Raw genomic sequence first — 20,320 nt, 5'->3', positions numbered from 1 at the left:
ACATTAATTATATTTGCCGTCTGTAAATCAAAAACGTACAATGAGAGAGATACAATTCAGAGAGGCGCTTCGCGAAGCCATGAGTGAAGAAATGCGAAAAGATGACCGCATTTTTTTGATGGGTGAAGAAGTGGCCCAATACAACGGAGCTTATAAGGTGAGCCAGGGAATGCTGGATGAGTTTGGAGACAAACGTATAATCGATACCCCGATTGCTGAATTGGGATTTGCCGGAATCGGCATTGGTGCGGCCATGAACGGATTGATTCCGATCATCGAGTTCATGACGTTCAACTTCTCTCTTGTTGCAATTGACCAGATCATTAACGGAGCGGCAAAAATGCTTTCCATGAGCGGCGGTCAGTTCCCTATTCCTGCTGTGTTCCGCGGGCCGACCGGAAATGCCGGGCAGCTGGCAGCGCAGCACTCCCAGAACTTTGAGAACTGGTATGCAAATACCCCTGGCCTGAAAGTAGTTGTCCCGGCTACACCTTACGATGCGAAGGGCCTGCTGAAACAATCTATTTTAGATCCGGATCCGGTAATTTTTATGGAATCTGAGATCATGTACGGCGACAAAGGTGAGGTGCCTGAAGGTGAGTATTACCTGCCGATCGGTAAAGCGAATGTTGTAAAAGAAGGATCGGACGTAACGATCGTTACTTTTGGCAAAATGCTGAGTAGGGTGGTTAACCCCGCTGTAGAAGAGCTGACTAAAGAGGGAATCAATGCAGAAATCATTGACCTGCGTACCGTTCGGCCAATCGATTATGCAACCGTTATCAATTCTGTTAAAAAGACCAATCGGCTGGTTGTTGTAGAAGAGGCCTGGCCGCTTGCATCAATTTCTTCTGAGATTGCGTTTAACGTACAGAAAAATGCATTCGATTACCTGGATGCTCCGGTAACACGCATAACATGCGCAGATGTGCCGCTTCCTTATGCGCCAACGCTTATCGCAGCAAGTCTGCCGAATGTGGCACGTACCGTAAAGGCCGTTAAAGAGGTTATGTACGTATCGAAATAGAAACCTCCCAAAAACACACAAATAAAACCTGGTCCCGCAAGCATGCTTGCGGGACTTTTTAATTTATAGCAGCAGCCTGATATTCTGGCTGGCCAGGAACCGGTTTACGGCGCTTATAGCATTTTCCAGTCGGGTTTCAATACCGCCCACTACAACATAATTTGCGTTCAGGGCTTGTAATTCCTTGTGCCAGATGGTCATAAAATGCTCGCGGAGGTGTGGAAAATCACGCAGGGGGTCATCTGCCCAGGGCAAGTCAATGTCGAGCAATACATAAAAATCGTACTGGCGCTGGGGCAGTGCCTCCAGTACAACATCAGGGCTTTCGCCAAGAATTTCATCGCTCCAGATCTTTACAGTCAGAAATGTGGTATCGCAAAACAGTATTTCGTGTTCGGTAAGGGCCAGAATGGAATCTTCAAGTGCTACCTGTCCGTGAAACATGTTGATCTCATCCTGCATGGTGCAGGGGCCTGTGAGTGCGGCACAATAGTAACGCGCATACTCCGGGACCCAGTGGGTTTTATAATGTCGCGCAAGCTGTTGGGTAATTGTTGATTTGCCGGTGCTCTCGGGGCCGACTACGGCTATTTTTTTAATTGATCTGTTCACGTTGCTCAAGGTAGATTTTTTTCCATTCCAGGTAACCGCGGGCGGCAATGTATACATATAAGGCATACATCATTGCAGTAGGATAAAGTCCTTTGGAAATGTAGAGGCCAATATAGATCAGGTCGACAAAGATCCAGATCAGCCAGTTTTGCATGGCACGGCGTGCCAGGAAAATTTGTGCTACGAAGCTCACCGCTGTGCAGAAACTGTCCAGGTATGGAAAGGACGCATCGGTATGGCGGTAAAGCAAAGTGCCCAGGACAAAGGTAAAAAATACCGTTGCGCCGGCACAAAATAACCATTCGTGGTTGGTCATGCTCGTAATCGGTTGCTCGGCCGAAGCGTTGCCGCGTCGCCGGCTCCAGAAATACCAGCCATAAATGTTCATCAGCAGGAAATAAAACTGAAGTCCCATATCCGCGTAGAGGCGGGTTTCAAAGAAAATAAAAATATAGATAATAACGCTGACGATGGCGATCGGCCAGTTCCAGATAATGTTGCGCGCGGCAAGCCACACGCACAGGATCCCGGTAAACACACCCGCCCATTCGAGCAAAGAGGTCCCGAACAAAAAATTTTCAAAAGCCTCTGAAATGTTCAGGGCCACTACTGCTGGATGCATGGTCAAAAGTACGAATAAAGCATAAAAAAATCCGGCAGGGAAGGGCTTCCCGTGCCGGATAATAAACCAAACAAACTATTTATGAAGAAAACCCTCGGTGCAACTAGCGTTGCTGAGGATGCTTTAGATCTTATTTGACAGGCAGCGAACTGAAGCTTACTGAGGCTTTAACGCTAACATCCTGTTTCAAATTGTTTCTGAGTATATACTCCATCCGGATTCTCAGGTTCGTCCCTTTGATGTACTCATCTATGAAACGTGATTTGTCTACGTCAAGTACAAGCGGCGAGCCAATATTTTCTGAAATATCGTTTCGTGACGCTATCATGACTTCATGCCCTGTCTTGTTCGAAAGATAGAGCTTAATCGATTTAATAGTACCCAGGTTCTGGTCTGCCGGACTAACAGCCGTAATGCGTGCAGACTCGGCACGCACGTCGCGAACGTAGTCGTTGCCACTGGTATTTCCAAAAACCTCGTCAAAGCTGCTTGCAGAACTGATGGCCGAATTTGTCTGGCCAACCTGGGCGGAAGCCGGCAATACAACCGTCGAGGTGTATGGAAAACTTGACTTGATGAATGACTGTACGGTTGCGCAGCCAGAGGCTAAAATGGCACAGCAGAAGAGGGCGATGCAGAGTTTTTTCGTTGTGTTCATAAAAATGGATCATTGGTGTTTTGAGTTGCGCCTGTCCAGAAATTTGAACACCAAGTCTGTTTTTTCAAACAGCGTGTTTCTTCCGCAAGGCCTGCAACAGACAGCTAACGCTGAAACAGGTCCAAATATTAGGCCGATGGCGTTTTTATTTATTTTTTCTGTCACATATGCCTATCTTAGTGTGGTCGGGTGTCGTCGGCAGTACCTTTGGCAGCCTGGCACGTACCATGAATATGAAAAAAATACTTCCGGCAGTCTTTTGTCTTTTTGTTACGCTCTTTTTTGGATTTTCTGCTCCGCCGCAGGGTAGTATTATCGGGAAGGTCAATCCACCACAGGGCGCAGGGTCGGTGCTGGCTGTTATGGGCAGGGATACGATGCGTGCCAGCCTCTCAACAGGAAATTTCAGATTTAACGGGCTCAAGGCAGGGCTGTACCAGGTGTGGATTAAGGGAATTTCGCCCTACCGCGATACGCTCATCCGCAATATCGCGGTAACCGATACCAATACCACTGATCTGGGCACACTGCGTCTGCCCCGCTAATACGTTTCAGGCCGTTCAACCGGCTGTGTTTTATTTGAAAAAATTAAACACAGGTGTCAGCAAAAACCGTATCTTTGCATCCCGACAGAAGTCGGAGCTCCTCTTCTCTTCAGGAAGGTTATCTGGCTGTCTGTCAGGTCTTATTCCAGTATTATAAAGATAAAATTGACTTTTTAGCATATGCCAAGAGACACCTCCATTAAATCTGTACTCATCATCGGTTCAGGTCCTATTATTATCGGGCAGGCCTGCGAGTTTGATTACTCGGGATCACAAGCTGCACTTTCGCTCAAGGAAGAAGGCATTGAGGTATCCATTATCAACTCGAATCCGGCAACGATCATGACCGACAAGGTGATCGCAGATCACATTTACCTGCGTCCGCTTACGGTCGAATCCATTGAACAGATTCTTGTTGAACAGAAGATTGACGCGGTGCTTCCTACCATGGGCGGGCAGACAGCGCTGAACCTCTGTAAAGAGGCCGAAGAACGCGGGATCTGGGAAAAACATGGTGTAAAAGTGATCGGTGTTGATGTGGCAGCGATCGAAAAAACGGAAAACCGCGAGGCCTTCAGGCAACTGATGGTCGATATCGGCGTAGGTGTAGCCACCTCGAAAATTGCCAATTCATTCCTTGAAGGAAAAGAAGCAGCCCAGATCATCGGTTATCCGCTGGTTATCCGGCCATCCTATACGCTTGGCGGTTCGGGTGGTGGCTTTGTGCACCGCAAAGAAGAATTTGATGCGGCCCTGAAGAGAGGACTCGAAGCTTCGCCTACCCACGAGGTATTGGTTGAGCAGGCTGTTCTGGGCTGGAAAGAATATGAGCTGGAATTACTTCGCGATAGCAACGACAATGTAATTATCATCTGTTCGATCGAGAACTTCGACCCGATGGGTATCCACACCGGCGACTCGATTACCGTTGCCCCGGCCATGACGCTTTCAGACCGTTGTTATCAGGAAATGCGTAACCAGGCTATTCGCATGATGCGCGCCATCGGTAACTTTGCCGGAGGCTGTAACGTTCAGTTTTCGGTTAACCCGGCAAATGATGAGATCATTGCGATCGAAATCAATCCGCGGGTTTCGCGCTCATCGGCACTGGCCAGTAAAGCGACCGGTTATCCGATCGCAAAAATTGCCGCGAAACTGGCCATCGGTTACAACCTTGACGAAATCGAGAACCAGATTACGAAGACCACCTCGGCTTATTTTGAGCCTACCCTCGATTATGTGATCGTTAAGGTTCCGCGCTGGAATTTCGATAAATTTAAGGGAGCCAATAAAGAACTTGGTCTGCAAATGAAATCTGTAGGTGAGGTGATGGCCATCGGGCGCAGTTTCATCGAGGCGCTGCAAAAAGCTTGTCAGAGCCTGGAAATCAACCGCGCAGGGCTTGGAGCAGATGGCAGGCAAGTGCGTAACCTGGACGAAATTATGGAAGGCCTGGAGCACCCGTCGTGGAACCGCCTATTCCTGATCAAGGACGCCATGACCCTGGGTGTGCCGATGGAGTCGATCCGCAAGGTGACTCGCATCGATAAATGGTTCCTGAACCAGATCCAGGAGCTGGTGTTGCTGGAGACAGAACTTAAGCGTTATTCGCTGAATAATATACCGACCGATTTCTTTATGACGCTGAAACAGAAAGGCTTCTCTGACGTACAGATCGCCTGGCTGCTCGGCAATGTGACTGAAGATGAAGTTTATGAGCGCCGTAAGGAGCTTGGAATTAACCGTGTTTATAAAATGGTTGATACCTGTGCTGCCGAGTTTCCTGCTCAGACACCTTACTACTATTCCACCTTCGAAGAGGAAAACGAGTCAAAGGTTTCTGACCGTAAAAAGGTGATCGTATTGGGCTCAGGTCCAAACCGGATCGGTCAGGGCATCGAATTCGATTATTCTTGTGTGCATGGCCTGCTTGCCGCGAAAGAAACGGGTTTTGAGGCCATCATGATCAACTGTAACCCGGAAACTGTATCGACAGATTTCAACATGGCCGATAAACTTTATTTTGAGCCTGTTTTCTGGGAACATGTTCGTGAGATCATTGACCTGGAAAAACCTGAAGGTGTGATCGTGCAGTTGGGTGGTCAGACCGCTCTTAAAATGGCCGAAAAACTGAAAGAAAAAGGCATCAAGATCATTGGTACATCTTTCGACGACATGGACATTGCAGAAGACCGTGGTCGTTTCTCTGACCTGCTGAAAGAACTCGATATTCCGTATCCAAGATACGGCGTGGCAGAGAATGCTGAAGAAGCACTGCTCGTGGCGAAAGAAGTGGGTTATCCTGTGTTGGTGCGCCCAAGTTATGTGCTTGGCGGACAGGGCATGAGCATCGTAATCAACGATGAAGACCTGGAAAAGGCGGTAGTAAAGCTCCTTGGCGATCTTCCTGGCAACCGTGTGCTGATCGATCATTTCCTTGATCGTGCGGAAGAAGCCGAGTCAGATTCGATCTCTGATGGCGACGATGTACATATTATCGGGATGATGGAGCATATTGAGCCTGCAGGCATCCATTCCGGCGATTCAAGCGCTGTTCTGCCTCCGTTTGCGCTTTCACAGCATGTACAGGACCAAATGGAAGTGTACTCGAAAAAACTTGCAAAAGCGTTGAACATTCGCGGCTTGCTGAATATTCAGTTTGCAATAAAAGATGAGAAAGTATACGTAATTGAGGCTAACCCGCGTGCATCGCGCACCGTACCGTTTATTGCCAAAGCTTACGATGTTCCGTATATTAATATTGCGGCGAAAATCATGCTGGGCGTAAACAAGCTGAAAGACTTTACGATTGAGAGAAAACTCGAAGGTTTTGCTATCAAGGAACCTGTCTTCTCATATGAGAAATTCCCCGAAGTGGCAAAAGAGCTCGGACCAGAGATGAAATCAACGGGCGAAGCGATCCGGTTCATCAAGGACCTTGAAGACCCATACTTCCGTCACTTGTACAAAGAGAAGTCAATGTATTTAAGCAAATAGCATCAAGCCCCGAAAGGGGCTTTTTTATTGTTTGGTCCAGATTCGGGTGTTCAGGTCAAGTTCTGTAATGATGCCAAACATGAAGCCGATCAGTTCCAGGTCACGCCGTAAAACATCGTTTGCAAGCAAGGACCGGAACACAGGTGCTTCAAAGCAGTTGTTTGCCAATGGGAAGGCGATGTACATCTTCGAATTGAAGAATGAAAGCGAGATGGTTTCTTTGCAGCGGTTGTTCAAGACGCAGATACGGGCCATCATAGCCGGCGTGAGCAGGTAACGCGCTTCGACCTGATCTGTTGAATAGACTATAAATTCGCGGGAAAAATCGGGGCTTTCGAGTTCCACCACCTGCTGTTCGCCAAAGCTGTAAATGTTCTTTGAAAACCAGGCCCCGAAACTTCCGGCCAGACTCCTGGGCTGAATAAGGGTGAGCCCATCAAAATGTTTGTTGAAATCGGCAACAAAAACAATACCTTTCAGAATGGTATGCCAGTGTTCCCGCCGGCCATTTTTGGTTTGGGTCTCGGTTTTATACTCGGCGTGCACTTCCGCGAAGTAAAAGGGAGTTTTGTCGGACTTCCCGGTTACCAGATCTTCTGTATGATACCGGTCTGGAATTTTGTTGAAAAGTTGTGCGTCTATAAACTCCTGTTCTTCAATGCCATATGCTGGTTGTATTTGCAGGGTGGGATCTATCGTTCTTAATGCTGTTGCAATTACTTCCCGCTTAAATGTATTCCTGTAAGTGGCTGCAGCATTTGAAGCGATAGAAAGAATGATAAAGCCGGTTACCACAGGGGCCGCGGCCAGGCCTATGGCGATAAGCGGATCGAGTTGCAGGGCAAAGAAAAGAAGCAGAAACAGCAGTACGCCGAGACCGAGGAAGCTAAAGCCATAAATTTTTGACTTAGCCACCTTTTTACGTACTGGTTCCAGGTTCTCAAGCGCAGGGCGCAGGTTCATGAGAGCGGCGTGGTATTAATTGTTGAAAAGTGCCTTTGCATTGGGGGCCTGCCGTTCGGCTTCGGCTACCGCCAGTACAGGAAGCGGAGTATAATTGAGAATGCCGGCAAGAACGTTACCGGGGAAGGTCATGATGCCGTTGTTGTAGTCAGTTACGGCGCTGTTATAGTGCCGTCTGGCCGCAGCAGTCTGTTCTTCGCTTTCTGTCCAGGTGATTTGCAGGTTCTGAAAATTGCTATTTGCTTTTAGCTCGGGGTAATTTTCTGAGTTGACGATGATGCTCTTTACGGCTGTGCCGATTTGTTGGTCAAGCGCCGCTTTTTCAGCCGGACCTGTGGTTCCGGCCATTGCCTTGCTGCGCAACCCGGTAATTTTTTCAAGTGTGCTGCTTTCATAGCGTGCATAGGCTTTTACCGTTTCGACCAGGTTGGGGATAAGGTCGAACCGTTTTTGAAGCATAACATCTATGGCAGAGAATGCATTGGTTACCTGATTTTTCTTTCTGACCACAGAATTGTAGAAGCCGATAAGGGCGAAGATCAGGATGGCGGCTATAACAAGTGGGAGGATCATTTCTGCGTTTTTGAGCGCTGTTAAGGTATTAAGAAAAGCCGCCTAATCAGGGCGGCTTTTACCAATCAATATTAAAAAGGAGAACCTTTTATTTATCTAAAATTACAACACCTTTGGCCTCAAATGCAAGTTCTTTTTTCGGTTCGGTAATTTTAGCTACTTCGTCTGCAGGTTTATTGGCATCTTCTGCGTAATGGCGAAGCGTTTCAACAGATATGGTTTGTTTTTTTGCAATGCCATCAAGAACAACTTTTTTCCCGACGATATCCATCGGCATAAAGAATGCGTAGTCTTTAAAAGTTACGCGCATGGGTTCGCTGCCTGGCATTTTAAGCGTGATCCAGCAGCCTTTCTTTTTACAAACATCGACGACCTCCCCCTGGATTTTCAGGTCTGCCGTCTTGTTGTCGCCCATGGCCTGTTCCATTTTTGCTGCTGCGAGGATGTTGCCGTCTGCGCTTACACCCGTTCCAAAAGATTTGCCTTTGAGTTCGGTTTGCTGGGCGAAAGTTGCGGTGCTCAGGGCGGCGATAGCCAGTGTCAGTATCAATTTTTTCATTTCGATCGGTTTGACACAAAGGTATTTAAAAAAATGGAGATACACCTTCTAGGTTTTTAAAACCTAGAAGGTGTATAGCGGCCGCTGGCCGCAAAAAAAATCCTCGTTATTTTTCAATAACGAGGACAATCATCCCTATTGTGTCAATGACTACATCACTGACAGATCATGTATTGCAAACGCATTGCCACAAATGACTTTAATGGATCTATTTGTTAAATAGTTGCTAGTCAATCTGTTAATTTTGTTCATTTTTTCGCTACAAGTTTCGCTGCGATTAATGAACGGGGAAAAATTTGCTTAAAAGTGTGGAAACCGGGTAAAATAATCCCCTTACCCGAAAAGTAAAGTAAAGGCTTCTTCTATTTTACCGATCGCCTCTATCCGGATGCGAAACCTGGTTGTGTCAATGCCTTTGAGGTTATAACGTGAAATAAAGATGCGCTCAAAGCCGAGTTTATCTGCTTCGGCAATACGCTGCTCGATCCGGCTTACCGCGCGTATCTCGCCAGAAAGCCCGACTTCGGCCGCAAAGCAGTTTTTGCCTGATACGGGTATGTCTTCATGCGAAGATATTGCAGCAACCACTACGGCCAGGTCAATTGCGGGGTCTTCAACCTTGATTCCCCCGGCAATATTCAGAAACACGTCTTTGATGCTTAGCCTGAAGCCGCATCTTTTTTCAAGAACCGCCAGGAGCATGTTCATTCGGCGGGTGTCAAAACCGGTTGCGGAACGCTGTGGTGTGCCGTACGCCGATACGCTAACGAGGGCCTGTGTCTCGATCAGCATGGGCCTGGCACCCTCAAGCGTAGAAGCGATCGCAATTCCGCTCAGTTCTTCCTCCCGCTGGGAGAGCAGGATTTCTGACGGGTTCGAGATTTCGCGCAGGCCGTTGCCCTGCATCTCATAAATGCCAAGCTCAGAAGTAGCGCCGAAACGGTTTTTTATTGACCTGAGAATGCGATACACATGGTGACGGTCGCCTTCGAACTGCAATACCGTATCGACCATATGTTCCAGGATTTTTGGTCCGGCAATAGAACCGTCTTTGGTAATGTGACCAATCAAAATCACCGGTACGCCGGTCTCTTTTGCAAAACGCAGCAGTTCAGCGGTACACTCCCGGACCTGCGAAATGCTTCCTGGAGTAGAATCAATATGCGCAGAGTGCAGCGTCTGTATAGAATCTACCACAACCACATCTGGCTGCAGCGCCTCGAGTTGTTTGAAGATATTTTGGGTAGCTGTTTCGGTCAGGATGTAGCATTCAGCGCCATCCTGGTTCCTGATGCGTTCAGCACGCATTTTGATCTGTTGTTCGCTTTCCTCTCCAGACACATAGAGAACCTTCCGGTTGCGCATATTTAAGGCGATCTGCAGCATCAGCGTCGATTTGCCGATGCCGGGTTCACCCCCGATCAGCACCATCGATCCCTCGACCAGTCCGCCGCCCAGCACCCGGTCCAGTTCGGCGTCGCTGGTCGGCATGCGCCGTTCTTCGATCGATTCGATGTCAGTTACCTTACTTGGCTTGCTGAGTATGCGGCTGCCGGTCTCTGAGCGCCAGGTTGGAACTTTGGTGTTGCCACGTTCCAGAACCTCTTCCACAAAGGTATTCCATTGCTGGCAAGCCGGGCATTTGCCCAGCCACTTGGGCGATTCATAGCCGCAACTCTGACAAAAATATGCTGATCTGGTCTTAGCCACAGGATTGGTCTTTGAGGTATTAAACAGAGAAAATTTTGAAGGCAGGCTTTAAGGGGCCTGCCTTCAAAATTAATTTTTTAGAGCTTGATTTCCTCGTCCTTGGCCGAAATAAAATGGTATTCGGTAAGGTGGTAGGAGGGCTGGGATTTAACCTTAACCCACTGGCCGTATTTAACGAACCACTTCCTTTGCAGTGAAAAAAGTCCTTTTTTGACGTAAGCTTCGATATAGGGATGCACCGAAAGCGTAATGTTCTTCTCGTTCTGCTCACGCAGGATATAGGCCAGGTTGTTTTCAATATCATCCATAAGGACAATACTGGAGCGGATCTCCCCGGTTCCGCCGCAAGTCGGACAAACTTCATTTGTCACGATGTTCATCTCAGGCCGCACCCGTTGACGTGTGATCTGAACAAGACCGAATTTACTTGGCGGTAAAATGGTATGCTTTGCCCTGTCAAGAAGCATCAGGTCGCGCAGGTGATCGAACAGTGCTTTGCGGTTTACGGGCTTATGCATGTCAATAAAATCGACCACGACGATGCCGCCCATATCACGCAGCCGCAGCTGGCGGGCAATTTCTTTGGCCGCTTCTTTGTTCACCTGAAGGGCATTTTCTTCCTGGTTCTCTTTGCTTGCCGTGCGGTTGCCGCTGTTCACGTCAATAACGTGCAGCGCCTCGGTGTGTTCAATGACAAGGTAGGCACCTCCGGCCAGGTTGACCGTTTTGCCAAAACCGTTCTTGATCTGTTTTTCAACGCCGAAGTGCTCGAAAATCGGTTCCTTATGTTTATACAGTTTGACGATTTTCTCCATCTCAGGAGAGATTTCCCGCACGTAAGAACGGATATCTTCGAAAAGGTCGGGCGAGTTTACATAAACATTTGCAAAGTCAGTGCTGAAGATATCGCGTATCAGGGTGGAGGTGCGGTCCATTTCTCCCCAAACCCGTTTTGAGGGCTCCGCCTCGGGCAGCTTGCGGGCAAAATTTTCCCATTTTGCAACCAGGTCCAGCAGATCTTTCTGCATTTCTGCTACACCGCGGCCTTCAGAGACGGTGCGGATAATGACGCCGAAATTTTGCGGTTTGATGCTTTCGATGATCTTTTTCAGGCGGTTGCGTTCGGTATTGCTCTTGATCTTTTTAGATACAGAAATTGCATTTGAAAAAGGTACAAGCACTACATAACGACCGGCTATAGACAGGTCGGAGCTCAGCCTGGGTCCCTTGGTCGAGATCGGCTCTTTGGCGATCTGAACAGGAAGAAGCAGGTTTTTCGATAAGACCTCGGAAATTTTTCCGGACTTATTGATATCGGGCTCTGTTTTGAAATTGTCTAAAAGATTACCACGTACCGAACCGTTGCGTTTAATTTTCGTGAGCTTAATCAAAGACTGGACCTGCGGTCCCAAATCGAAATAATGCAGAAACGCATCTTTTTCATAACCCACATCAACAAACGCAGCATTCAGACCGGGCATAATTTTCTTTATGCGGCCCAAATAGATGTCGCCTACGGCGTAGTTGTTGTTGACCTGTTCGTTATGAAGTTCTACGAGTTGTCTGTCTTCGATTAAGGCAATCGTTACTCCCGTAGGAGCCGAATTGATTATTAATTCCTTAACCAACAGCTATAGATTTCAAGGCTGTTGAGCAGCCTTAGTAAATACAATGGATACTCATTACACAAAAACAGATACAAACGCAGAAATACAAGCCATTGGTTTAACGGCCTGTACTTGCGTTGTTCTATCAAAATAAGAAATTATTTTTTCTTATGTCTGTTTTTTCTAAGGCGTTTTTTACGCTTGTGGGTAGCCATTTTATGTCTTTTTCTTTTTTTACCGCTTGGCATAGTCTTTTGATTTTAATGTTTTTATTAATCCTGTTAATTAATTTTTATTTTCAAGCTCAGCCACCTTCTTATCCAGGAACTGGGTAAGGGTTGGGTTGCCGGCTATCTTTTTACTTTGCAGATAAGCCTCAATGGCCTCTTTGTTCCGGTTCAGGTTCTCGTAAGCTGTTCCCAGGTAGAAATAGGCGTCGGCAGAGGCTTTCTGCTCAATCACCTTATTAAATCTCGGGATAGCTTTTTCAAACTGGCCTGATTTCAACGAAAACAAGCCCAAGTTCATGTTTGCCCGGATGTTTGAAGGGTCTTTTTTAATCACATCAAGCAGCATCGCAATTCCCTGCATCGGCATGCCCATACCGTTCACAATCGTGATACCCATGCCCATTTTCGCTTCCAGGTTGGTCGAATCGATAGCCAGCGCGTTTTTGAAAGAAAGGTTCGCCTTTTGCAGCAAGGCGGGCTGCATGATACTGTCTTGCGACAGGTCATATGCCTTAAGAAACCGGTTGCCCGATTTGTTCCAGTTGGTCAATGAGGGCTCTGCCTTCGCTACAAACTCCAGGTAAAGCGCACTCGGTGCAGCCTTTTCCAGGTCGTCCCATTTGCCGGCAAGTGCAGCTGCACTTTGTACCTTTTCTGAGCCTTCAGCTTTTTGAAAGGCCGCCTCCAATGCATTAACCTGGCTGGCCATGTCGGCACTGATCTCGCTCTTTGCAAGTGCAGAAGCGTTTTCGATTTTCAGTTCGGGCGAGGCGGCTGATGGCTGCTCCATAGCTGCCGTTTTGCCATTTTCCTCTGTGGGTTTCACCAGGCCCTTAATGTCTCTGGTAAACAGGAAAACCATCAGCAGCAATACTGCTGCGATGACTCCACCTTGTTTTAGTTTAAGATTGTTTACCATCTGACCGGGTAATTAAGCTTCTACTTTGATTTTTTTAGAATTATTTTTCACTTTGTCTACGAAAACCTTTGCCGGTTTAAAGCTTGGAACAAAGTGCTCTGGAATGATGATAGCAGTGTTCTTCGAAATGTTTCTGGCAGTTTTTTGTGCCCTTTTCTTTACCACAAAGCTCCCGAATCCGCGCACGTACACATTCTCTCCGCCGATCATGCTGTTCTTGATCACTTTGAAGAATGCTTCTACTGTTTCCTGTACATCTACCTTTTCGATACCCGTCTTTGTTGATATCTCTGAAATAATATCTGCCTTCGTCATTTTATTGTATTAATTAATTATGTATGTTACTTATTATAGGTGTTTTGGGGTTGCAAAAGTATTGCTTTTAAACGACATCGGGAAATAAAAGATGATTTTTTTAGCTGGTTCATGATCAGGCCATTGCAACTTTTTAATGAAGCAAAGAAATACTGCGTATTTTTGCATTTATGGGCTTTCAAGACAAATTAATCAGCTGGTATCAGGTGAATAAACGCGACCTTCCGTGGCGGCGCACAAATGACGCATACACCATCTGGCTTTCTGAGGTAATTTTGCAGCAGACGCGTGTAGAGCAGGGTATGCCTTACTTTTACCGGTTTCTCGAAGCCTATCCGACCGTGAACGATTTTGCTGCCGCCAGCGAGCAGGAAGTGCTGCGGCTATGGCAGGGTCTCGGTTATTACTCGAGGGGCCGCAACATGCATTTTACAGCCAGGCAAGTCGCTGGTTCACCAGGCGCAAACTTTCCCCAAAAACATGAAGACTTGCTGAAATTGAAGGGCGTGGGGGCATATACTGCGGCCGCTGTCGCGTCTTTTTCTGCAAATGAAGCTGTGCCTGTGGTCGATGGAAATGTTTACCGTGTACTGGCCCGCGTTTTCGGTATCCATACGCCGATCAACAGCACGGCAGGTAAGAAGATTTTTGCTGAGCTGGCTTCCCAGTTGCTGGACCGCCATAGACCCGGTCTGTACAACCAGGCCATTATGGAATTCGGTGCGCTGCAGTGTAAACCGGTATCGCCCAACTGCGGCGTGTGCCCGCTCCGGGATGAATGTTATGCATTCAGAAATGCCGAAGTCAAAATGCTGCCGGTCAAGATCCGGAAGGCCAAACCACGCGCCCGGTTTTTCTTTTACCTGGTTTGCTGCAAGGGTGACCAGGTACTGGTCAGGCAGCGCGGACCAGGTGATATCTGGCAGCACCTTTACGATTTTCCGCTGGTAGAACAGGCGGCAGATACCGGTAGTTTGCCGGCCGGTAGTACGCTGGACACCATTAAAAACCGCTTTGGCAACGAGGCAAAGCTAACATTGCTCAGCTACAAAAAACACTTGCTTACCCACCAAATTATCCATGCTCATTTTTTTGCTTTAGAAAATTATATGGTTAACTTTAAAGAAGAAGCGGAATTAAAGTGGGTTTCCAAAGACGAGCTGGAGCACCTTCCATTGCCAAAAATAATCTCCGGATTCAAGGATGATTTTCTGAACAACTAAACCAAAATATATATGTCTGGAATTAACAAGGTCATTTTAGTCGGGCACCTGGGTAAGGATCCTGAAGTAAGGCATCTCGACGGCGGAGTGACGGTAGCCAGTTTTCCGCTGGCCACATCAGAGACTTACAACAAGGACGGCAAGCGGGTAGAGCAGACCGAATGGCACAACATCGTGCTGTGGAGGGGGCTTGCGGAAGTGGCATCTAAATACCTGCAGAAAGGTAAGCTGGTTTACATTGAAGGCAAACTCCGCACGCGGTCTTTCGAAGACAAGGAGAAGGTAAAAAAGTATGTGACCGAAGTGGTGGCCGAGAATTTTACAATGCTGGGCCGCAAAAGCGATTTTGAACAGCCGGCACATCAGGCTCCAACCGGCCATACAACCCCGCAGCATGCCAAACATGACGATGATTTTACGCTTCCGCCCGGCGAAAATATGGCAGACGATCTGCCGTTTTAACGGCGCAAATATAAGGCGCCCCCTGCTTGCAGGGGGCGCTTCTTATTCTACAGTAACTGACTTTGCAAGATTTCTTGGTTGGTCCACATTGCACCCGCGCATCACGGCAATGTGGTAAGAAAGCAGCTGCAGCGGAATGGTGGCCAGCAGCGGCAAAAAAGCCTCGTCAGACGCGGGAATCTCGATACAGTAATCGGCCATCTGCCTCACTTCGGTATCACCCTCGGTTACGATCGCAATCACCTTGCCTTTTCTGGCCTTTACCTCCTGGATATTGCTGATCACTTTTTCATAAGACGAATTGCGGGTAGCAATGAAGACAACCGGCATTTCCTCATCGATCAGTGCAATGGGGCCATGTTTCATCTCTGCTGCGGGATAACCCTCTGCATGGATGTAAGAGATCTCTTTTAACTTCAGCGCTCCTTCCAGCGCGACCGGGAAACCGCTGCCTCTTCCGAGGAAAAGACAGTTGCGCGAATCTTTAAATTTGGCCGCTATTTCTTTGATATAACTGTCAGACGACAACGCCTCCTGGATTTTTTCAGGAATGTGGTCCAGTTCAGTGAGCAGGCTGGTCATGGCAGAAGTGCTGATTTTACCGCGCTGCTGAGCCATATACAGGGCGATCAAGGTTAACACCGTAACCTGGGCGGTAAAGGCTTTGGTCGAGGCAACACCGATTTCCGGGCCTGCATGGGTATAGACGCCCGCATGGCTTGTGCGGGGAATTGACGCGCCAACAACGTTACACACGCCAAAAATGGTCGCTCCTTTTTCCTTGGCCATCTCGATCGCCGCCATCGTATCGGCCGTCTCGCCCGATTGCGAAATGGCGATCACCAGGTCTTTCTCAGAAATAATCGGGTTCCGGTACCTGAACTCTGAAGCATATTCAACCTCGACCGGAATGCGGGCATATTCTTCGATCAGGTACTCTCCTACCAGGCCGGCATGCCAGGAAGTGCCGCAGGCTACAATGATAATGCGGTCCAGATTCTTGAGCTTCTCGGTATACTCCTTGATGCCACCAAGCTGCACCAGTCCCTGTTCAGGGTAGATACGGCCCCGCAGACAGTCTTTCACCGACCTGGGCTGCTCGTAGATCTCTTTGAGCATAAAATGGTCATAGCCTCCCTTTTCAAGCATTTCCAGCTTTAATTCGAGCTCGTGTATCTTTGGTGTCTGAATCACATTGTCGAGCCGCTTGATCAAAATGTCCTGGCGCGTAAGAACGGCAAGCTCATTGTCTTTCAGATAGATGACGTTTTTAGTGTATTCTACGATCGGTGTCGCGTCTGACGCAATGAAATACTCGCCTTCACCTACCCCAACCACCATCGGGCTCCCTTTTCTCGCCGCCACCAGGGTATCCGGGTCTGCCTTGTCCATGACAACGATGGCGTACGCGCCGATCACTTCAGCCAGGGCCAGCCGTACCGCTTCCGCCAGGTCAAGCTGCTCCATTTCCTGTACCTCTTCGATCAGGTGAACGAGCACCTCGGTGTCTGTATCGCTCGAGAAAATATGGCCGCGGCTTCCGAGTTCTTCTTTGAGACTGGCGTAGTTTTCAATGATGCCGTTGTGAATGATAGACAGGCGCCCGTTGTTTGATGTGTGGGGGTGCGAGTTGCGATCTGACGGTGCACCGTGTGTAGCCCACCTGGTATGGCCCATGCCGGCGGTGCCATTCAGGTTTTCGTCCTGGGCAAAGGTTTCCAGGTCTTTGACCTTTCCTGCTTTCTTGTAAATGCTCAGCCGGCCGTGGTCAATGAGCGCCACGCCCGCGCTGTCATAGCCCCTGTACTCGAGGCGCTTAAGTCCTTTGATAATAATCGGCCACGCATCGCGATGGCCGATGTATCCAACTATTCCGCACATAAAATTTGGTTATAAATGTAAATCCCCCGAATGTACAAACATCCGGGGGATTTACACAAGAATTATGTGTCTGTCAGTTGATGACGGTATAATAGATGTTTAACTTAAGTTTTTTTCCGGGAGCGGTGAAAGAATTGACCACTGACCGGCCTGCGGTAGTTGCTGTTGGCTGCAGGGAGCCGGCAAACCCGAAGTCGGACGGAACCACGGCCAGAAATGTTCCGGTGTCTTCCAGTTTTCCGTCAAGCAGGTCCTGGATATAAAACGCAATATTGAATACGTAACGGTTTTTAGAGGCATCGTAGATCCCGCCAAAGCTTCCAAAGGTGCTCATCGACCTGAAGTCGCCTCCGGGATTCTGCTGGCCGTCGTAAGGATTGTTGTCGGGAAGCCGTGCTGGCTGCCCTGCGATGTCGTTTCTGAACAGGTTAAGGCGCGGTGCTGGCGTAAACGGTGATACAGGCACGCCCGGCGCCAGGTTAACAACAAGTTCAGCCTTATTAATAACAACGCGGCCCTTTTGCTGGACCCAGGTTTTCAGGCCTGGAAAAGAAATTTTGTTTTTAACACCCACAAGGCCTTGGAGATAGGTAACCTGCGTAGCCGTGGCAGGGGCGGCCAATTGTTCTGCAACCGGGGTTCCGCTGTAGTCATGGCGAATCGTAGCCGCCTGTCTTACGGTATTCGTAATCGGGAAAGCGACGCCAACCGTATCGGTCTGCGTAGCCGTTGTTGCGTTTTGTTTGCGGTAGTATACTTCCAGGCTACTGGTGTTTCCGTAACCGGTTACCCCTTCGCCCGCGGCAGAAAAGTCAATAAATGCCATGCCGCCTGTTGCGCCGGCTGGGACGCTTGCCTTAACCTGGAAACCTTTTAAAGCGCGGTTAAAGGCAGCAGTTGTTGCACGTGAGGCAGAGTCCAGGTTCAGAAGGCTTTGCTGGAAAAATTCTTTGCTGAGCCTGATCCTGATTTGTGCCGGAACGCTGCGCAGGGTGTCTTTACCTGTAATCACATCGTTGATCTTGATGCGTGTATTCGGGAACAGCTTACCGGTGTAGGTGCCAAGCGTGGCGCCGTTGACCGGCCACACCTTATCACTTCTGAAATTTTCGCTGGTATGAATGACCTCGTTAAGCTGGTTAACCGTAAAGGTATAATTGGCAGTACTGTCGCCATAAAATTGTGGCCCGTATTTTAACACCAGGAACACAGAGTCAAGCTGGGCGTTCGTGCCAAAAGAATAACCAGTGCTGGGCAGGTCAACGCCCATGACAACAGAACTTTCCGTTTTGCCGAAAACTGCATCGTTCATCGAGCCCAGGGGGTACCTGGCCAGACCTGCTGTAGAAATCGGCTGATCCTGAACAGTTTGTGAAGCCAGTGTTACGGTACTGTCTAAAGTGCCGACGATCTCGATCTCCGGATCAAGGCCAACCGAACCCGGGCCCTTGCATGATGCAAAAACAAAAAGACTTATTAACAAGGTCAATAAGTCTGTTTTAAAAAATTTCATATATGTGTAAATACCTGTTAAGCTACTGAAACCAATTCCTCGCTCGAAAGTTCCTCATAAAAGTTATAGAAGTTTTCGAAATCGGCGGTTAAATTATGCGCTAATGTTGGCTTATTTGAATCTTTAACAAACTTTAACACATCTTCAGAGACTTTTTCATCGCCAATAACGACCGCATCAGCGTAAGTAACAGCACCTTTATGCAGGTCATCACAGCCAGCGTTTTCAAAAACCTTGGTGTCGGCATCGGTCATGTTGCTCATTACGGCTTTCTTAGAAAGACTGCTGTTCAGCTTTTCGTCAAAACAGTTCTCATAGATCGAATACACCACCCGCGAATTTTTGAAGGTAGGGTCGTTTTTATAGGTCGTTTTCACATAAGCCGGTACCAATGCACTCATCCAGCCATGGCAATGAATGATGTCCGGCGCCCAGCCCAGTTTCTTAACAGTCTCAAGCGCCCCTTTGCAAAAGAAGATGGTGCGTTCGTCATTGTCGCCATAAAACGATCCTGCGGCATCCCTGAAAACGAACTTACGCTGGAAATACTCTTCATTATCCAGGAAATAGACCTGCATGCGTGCAGCAGGGATCGAAGCGACCTTGATAATGAGCGGGTTGTCGTTATCATCAATAATGATGTTCATTCCCGACAAACGGATCACTTCGTGCAAACGGTTCCTCCTCTCATTGATGTTACCGAACTTCGGCATCAGGATGCGGATTTCAAATCCTTTGTCCTGCATGGCCTGCGGCAGCTGACGCGTAATTTCTGAAATTTTGCTTATTTCCAAAAAAGGCGACATCTCATGCGTAATGATCAGAAGCTTCGTTTTGTCCATCTCCATATCTCGAATAAAATTTATGTTAAAGAAAAGATAATCAGGGGGCAAAGATAAGCAAAATATTAATATTTAGCAAAATAGGCGGCATTTTGTTTGTTTGTAACGGAGAAATATCGAAACTTTACCGGTTCAAATATTCAGACGAAAATTGGAAGTAGTAAACACCGTTTCAGCCCTTAAAGCATTGGTCGCCCCGCTGAAAAACGCGGGCAAAAAAATTGCACTCGTGCCAACCATGGGGGCCCTGCACAATGGGCACATCTCGCTTATAGAAAGCGCACTTGTACTGGCAGATACGGTTATCTGCAGCATTTTCGTAAACCCTACGCAGTTTACCGATCCGAAAGACCTGGAACGGTATCCGCGACCCCTGCAGAAAGACCTGAATATGCTTATTGGCGCGGGCTGCAACATTCTCTTTATGCCCGATGTGCAGGAAATGTATCCAGAGCCTGAGCAATGGTATATCGACCTTGGTGAAACCGAGTTCCTGCTCGAAGGCGCGTTCAGAAAGGGGCATTACCAGGGAGTTACCCAAATCGTTAAAAAACTCTTCGATGCGGCTACACCTGATGTAGCACTGTTTGGTCAGAAAGATTACCAGCAGGTACTCATGATCAGGAAAATGACGGCGACTTTTAATATGCCGATCGAAATCGTCTCCTGCCCGATTATCCGCGAGCGTGACGGCCTGGCCATGAGTTCCAGGAACATACACCTTTCAGAGACCGACCGCAAACACGCCCTGATCCTGAGCCGTGCACTCCAGTATGTGCAGGCCAATTTCAGAAAGAAGCCCATTGCAGAATTGCTGGAGCATGCACAAAGCTTTTTCAGAAACGTTGCCGGGCTCGAGCTCGAGTATTTTACCATCGCAGACGGAGAAACCCTCCAGCCGGTAACTGATGATGCCGGGGCCAATGTTGTAGCGCTCGTTGCAGCCCGGGTTGGCACTACCCGCCTGATCGACAACATGATCCTTTCTTAGGCAGGCGGCATGCCGGATGTCTGAATATGAGATTCACTCAAAAAAACTCAGCTAAACTTTTTCTACCTTTG

General features: G+C 48.1%; 19 protein-coding genes. 6 read left to right on the top strand and 13 right to left on the bottom strand.

What is annotated here, in order from left to right; translation table 11 throughout:
• Positions 1 to 13: 13 nt before the first annotated feature.
• A complete protein-coding gene (locus C7T94_RS01930; protein ID WP_262503083.1) occupies positions 14 to 1,027 on the top strand; it encodes a pyruvate dehydrogenase complex E1 component subunit beta in 1,014 nt (337 codons plus the stop codon).
• A gap of 63 nt (positions 1,028 to 1,090) precedes the next feature.
• Here the strand turns inward: C7T94_RS01930 and C7T94_RS01925 are convergent, their stop codons facing one another.
• From C7T94_RS01925 to C7T94_RS01915, 3 genes are all read right to left on the bottom strand, one after another.
• Positions 1,091 to 1,639 carry an AAA family ATPase gene (locus C7T94_RS01925; protein ID WP_107214622.1) on the bottom strand — a complete coding sequence of 183 codons (549 nt, stop codon included), beginning with the start codon at positions 1,637 to 1,639 and terminating at the stop codon, positions 1,091 to 1,093.
• Positions 1,623 to 2,261 carry a nicotinamide riboside transporter PnuC gene (pnuC, locus tag C7T94_RS01920; protein WP_107213118.1) on the bottom strand — a complete coding sequence of 213 codons (639 nt, stop codon included), beginning with the start codon at positions 2,259 to 2,261 and terminating at the stop codon, positions 1,623 to 1,625. Before pnuC ends, C7T94_RS01925 begins: the two co-directional genes overlap by 17 nt.
• A 130-nt stretch (positions 2,262 to 2,391) precedes the next feature.
• Positions 2,392 to 2,919 carry a hypothetical protein gene (locus tag C7T94_RS01915; RefSeq protein WP_107213116.1) on the bottom strand — a complete coding sequence of 176 codons (528 nt, stop codon included), beginning with the start codon at positions 2,917 to 2,919 and terminating at the stop codon, positions 2,392 to 2,394.
• A 167-nt stretch (positions 2,920 to 3,086) separates the two neighbouring features.
• Here C7T94_RS01915 and C7T94_RS01910 point away from each other — a divergent pair, with 167 nt between their 5' ends.
• Positions 3,087 to 3,464 carry a carboxypeptidase regulatory-like domain-containing protein gene (locus tag C7T94_RS01910; protein ID WP_107213114.1) on the top strand — a complete coding sequence of 126 codons (378 nt, stop codon included), beginning with the start codon at positions 3,087 to 3,089 and terminating at the stop codon, positions 3,462 to 3,464.
• A 180-nt stretch (positions 3,465 to 3,644) separates the two neighbouring features.
• A complete protein-coding gene (carB, locus tag C7T94_RS01905; protein WP_107213112.1) occupies positions 3,645 to 6,461 on the top strand; it encodes a carbamoyl-phosphate synthase large subunit in 2,817 nt (938 codons plus the stop codon).
• A gap of 24 nt (positions 6,462 to 6,485) precedes the next feature.
• On the opposite strand, the gene C7T94_RS01900 is transcribed toward carB, so the two are convergent.
• The 7 genes from C7T94_RS01900 to C7T94_RS01870 all read right to left on the bottom strand — a co-directional run bounded on the left by C7T94_RS01900 (position 6,486) and on the right by C7T94_RS01870 (position 13,337).
• Entirely contained in the window at positions 6,486 to 7,424 is a 939-nt protein-coding gene (locus C7T94_RS01900) for a DUF3137 domain-containing protein (RefSeq protein ID WP_107213110.1), read from the bottom strand.
• A gap of 15 nt (positions 7,425 to 7,439) precedes the next feature.
• Positions 7,440 to 7,997, bottom strand: coding sequence for a LemA family protein (locus C7T94_RS01895; protein WP_107213108.1), 558 nt, complete (start codon positions 7,995 to 7,997; stop codon positions 7,440 to 7,442).
• A gap of 88 nt (positions 7,998 to 8,085) precedes the next feature.
• The gene (locus C7T94_RS01890) at positions 8,086 to 8,556 is read right to left on the bottom strand and encodes a DUF4920 domain-containing protein (protein ID WP_107213106.1); all 471 of its coding nucleotides are present in this window, start codon (positions 8,554 to 8,556) and stop codon (positions 8,086 to 8,088) included.
• Between the two features lie 333 nt (positions 8,557 to 8,889).
• The gene (gene radA / locus C7T94_RS01885; RefSeq protein WP_107213104.1) at positions 8,890 to 10,266 is read right to left on the bottom strand and encodes a DNA repair protein RadA; all 1,377 of its coding nucleotides are present in this window, start codon (positions 10,264 to 10,266) and stop codon (positions 8,890 to 8,892) included.
• Between the two features lie 77 nt (positions 10,267 to 10,343).
• Complete coding sequence (locus C7T94_RS01880; RefSeq protein WP_107213102.1) at positions 10,344 to 11,894, bottom strand: Rne/Rng family ribonuclease; 1,551 nt, start codon at positions 11,892 to 11,894, stop codon at positions 10,344 to 10,346.
• Between the two features lie 264 nt (positions 11,895 to 12,158).
• Positions 12,159 to 13,022, bottom strand: coding sequence for a tetratricopeptide repeat protein (locus C7T94_RS01875; RefSeq protein ID WP_107213101.1), 864 nt, complete (start codon positions 13,020 to 13,022; stop codon positions 12,159 to 12,161).
• A 12-nt stretch (positions 13,023 to 13,034) separates the two neighbouring features.
• The gene (locus tag C7T94_RS01870; RefSeq protein ID WP_107213100.1) at positions 13,035 to 13,337 is read right to left on the bottom strand and encodes an HU family DNA-binding protein; all 303 of its coding nucleotides are present in this window, start codon (positions 13,335 to 13,337) and stop codon (positions 13,035 to 13,037) included.
• 170 nt (positions 13,338 to 13,507) lie between these two features.
• Between C7T94_RS01870 and mutY the strand changes: the two genes are divergently transcribed.
• Both mutY and C7T94_RS01860 read left to right on the top strand, forming a co-directional pair.
• Positions 13,508 to 14,560 carry an A/G-specific adenine glycosylase gene (gene mutY / locus C7T94_RS01865; protein WP_107213098.1) on the top strand — a complete coding sequence of 351 codons (1,053 nt, stop codon included), beginning with the start codon at positions 13,508 to 13,510 and terminating at the stop codon, positions 14,558 to 14,560.
• A 12-nt stretch (positions 14,561 to 14,572) separates the two neighbouring features.
• Entirely contained in the window at positions 14,573 to 15,022 is a 450-nt protein-coding gene (locus tag C7T94_RS01860) for a single-stranded DNA-binding protein (RefSeq protein WP_107213097.1), read from the top strand.
• A gap of 42 nt (positions 15,023 to 15,064) precedes the next feature.
• On the opposite strand, the gene glmS is transcribed toward C7T94_RS01860, so the two are convergent.
• The 3 genes from glmS to C7T94_RS01845 all read right to left on the bottom strand — a co-directional run bounded on the left by glmS (position 15,065) and on the right by C7T94_RS01845 (position 19,258).
• Positions 15,065 to 16,903, bottom strand: coding sequence for a glutamine--fructose-6-phosphate transaminase (isomerizing) (gene glmS, locus C7T94_RS01855; RefSeq protein WP_107213096.1), 1,839 nt, complete (start codon positions 16,901 to 16,903; stop codon positions 15,065 to 15,067).
• A gap of 73 nt (positions 16,904 to 16,976) precedes the next feature.
• Positions 16,977 to 18,392 (bottom strand): DUF4270 domain-containing protein, encoded by a 1,416-nt coding sequence (locus C7T94_RS01850; protein ID WP_239494902.1) that lies wholly within the window; start codon positions 18,390 to 18,392, stop codon positions 16,977 to 16,979.
• 41 nt (positions 18,393 to 18,433) lie between these two features.
• On the bottom strand, positions 18,434 to 19,258 hold the full coding sequence (locus C7T94_RS01845) for a glycogen/starch synthase (protein WP_107214621.1): 825 nt from the start codon (positions 19,256 to 19,258) through the stop codon (positions 18,434 to 18,436).
• Between the two features lie 151 nt (positions 19,259 to 19,409).
• On the opposite strand from C7T94_RS01845, the gene panC reads away from it, so the two are divergent.
• Positions 19,410 to 20,249: a pantoate--beta-alanine ligase gene (panC, locus tag C7T94_RS01840; protein ID WP_107213094.1), complete on the top strand. Its 840-nt coding sequence runs from the start codon at positions 19,410 to 19,412 to the stop codon at positions 20,247 to 20,249.
• Positions 20,250 to 20,320: the final 71 nt, after the last annotated feature.

The sequence above is a fragment of the Pedobacter yulinensis genome (assembly GCF_003029735.1).
Taxonomy (GTDB): Bacteria; Bacteroidota; Bacteroidia; order Sphingobacteriales; family Sphingobacteriaceae; genus Pedobacter; species Pedobacter yulinensis.
The sequence above is the reverse complement of the archived record's forward strand: the minus strand, read 5'-3'. Positions and strand labels throughout refer to the sequence as shown.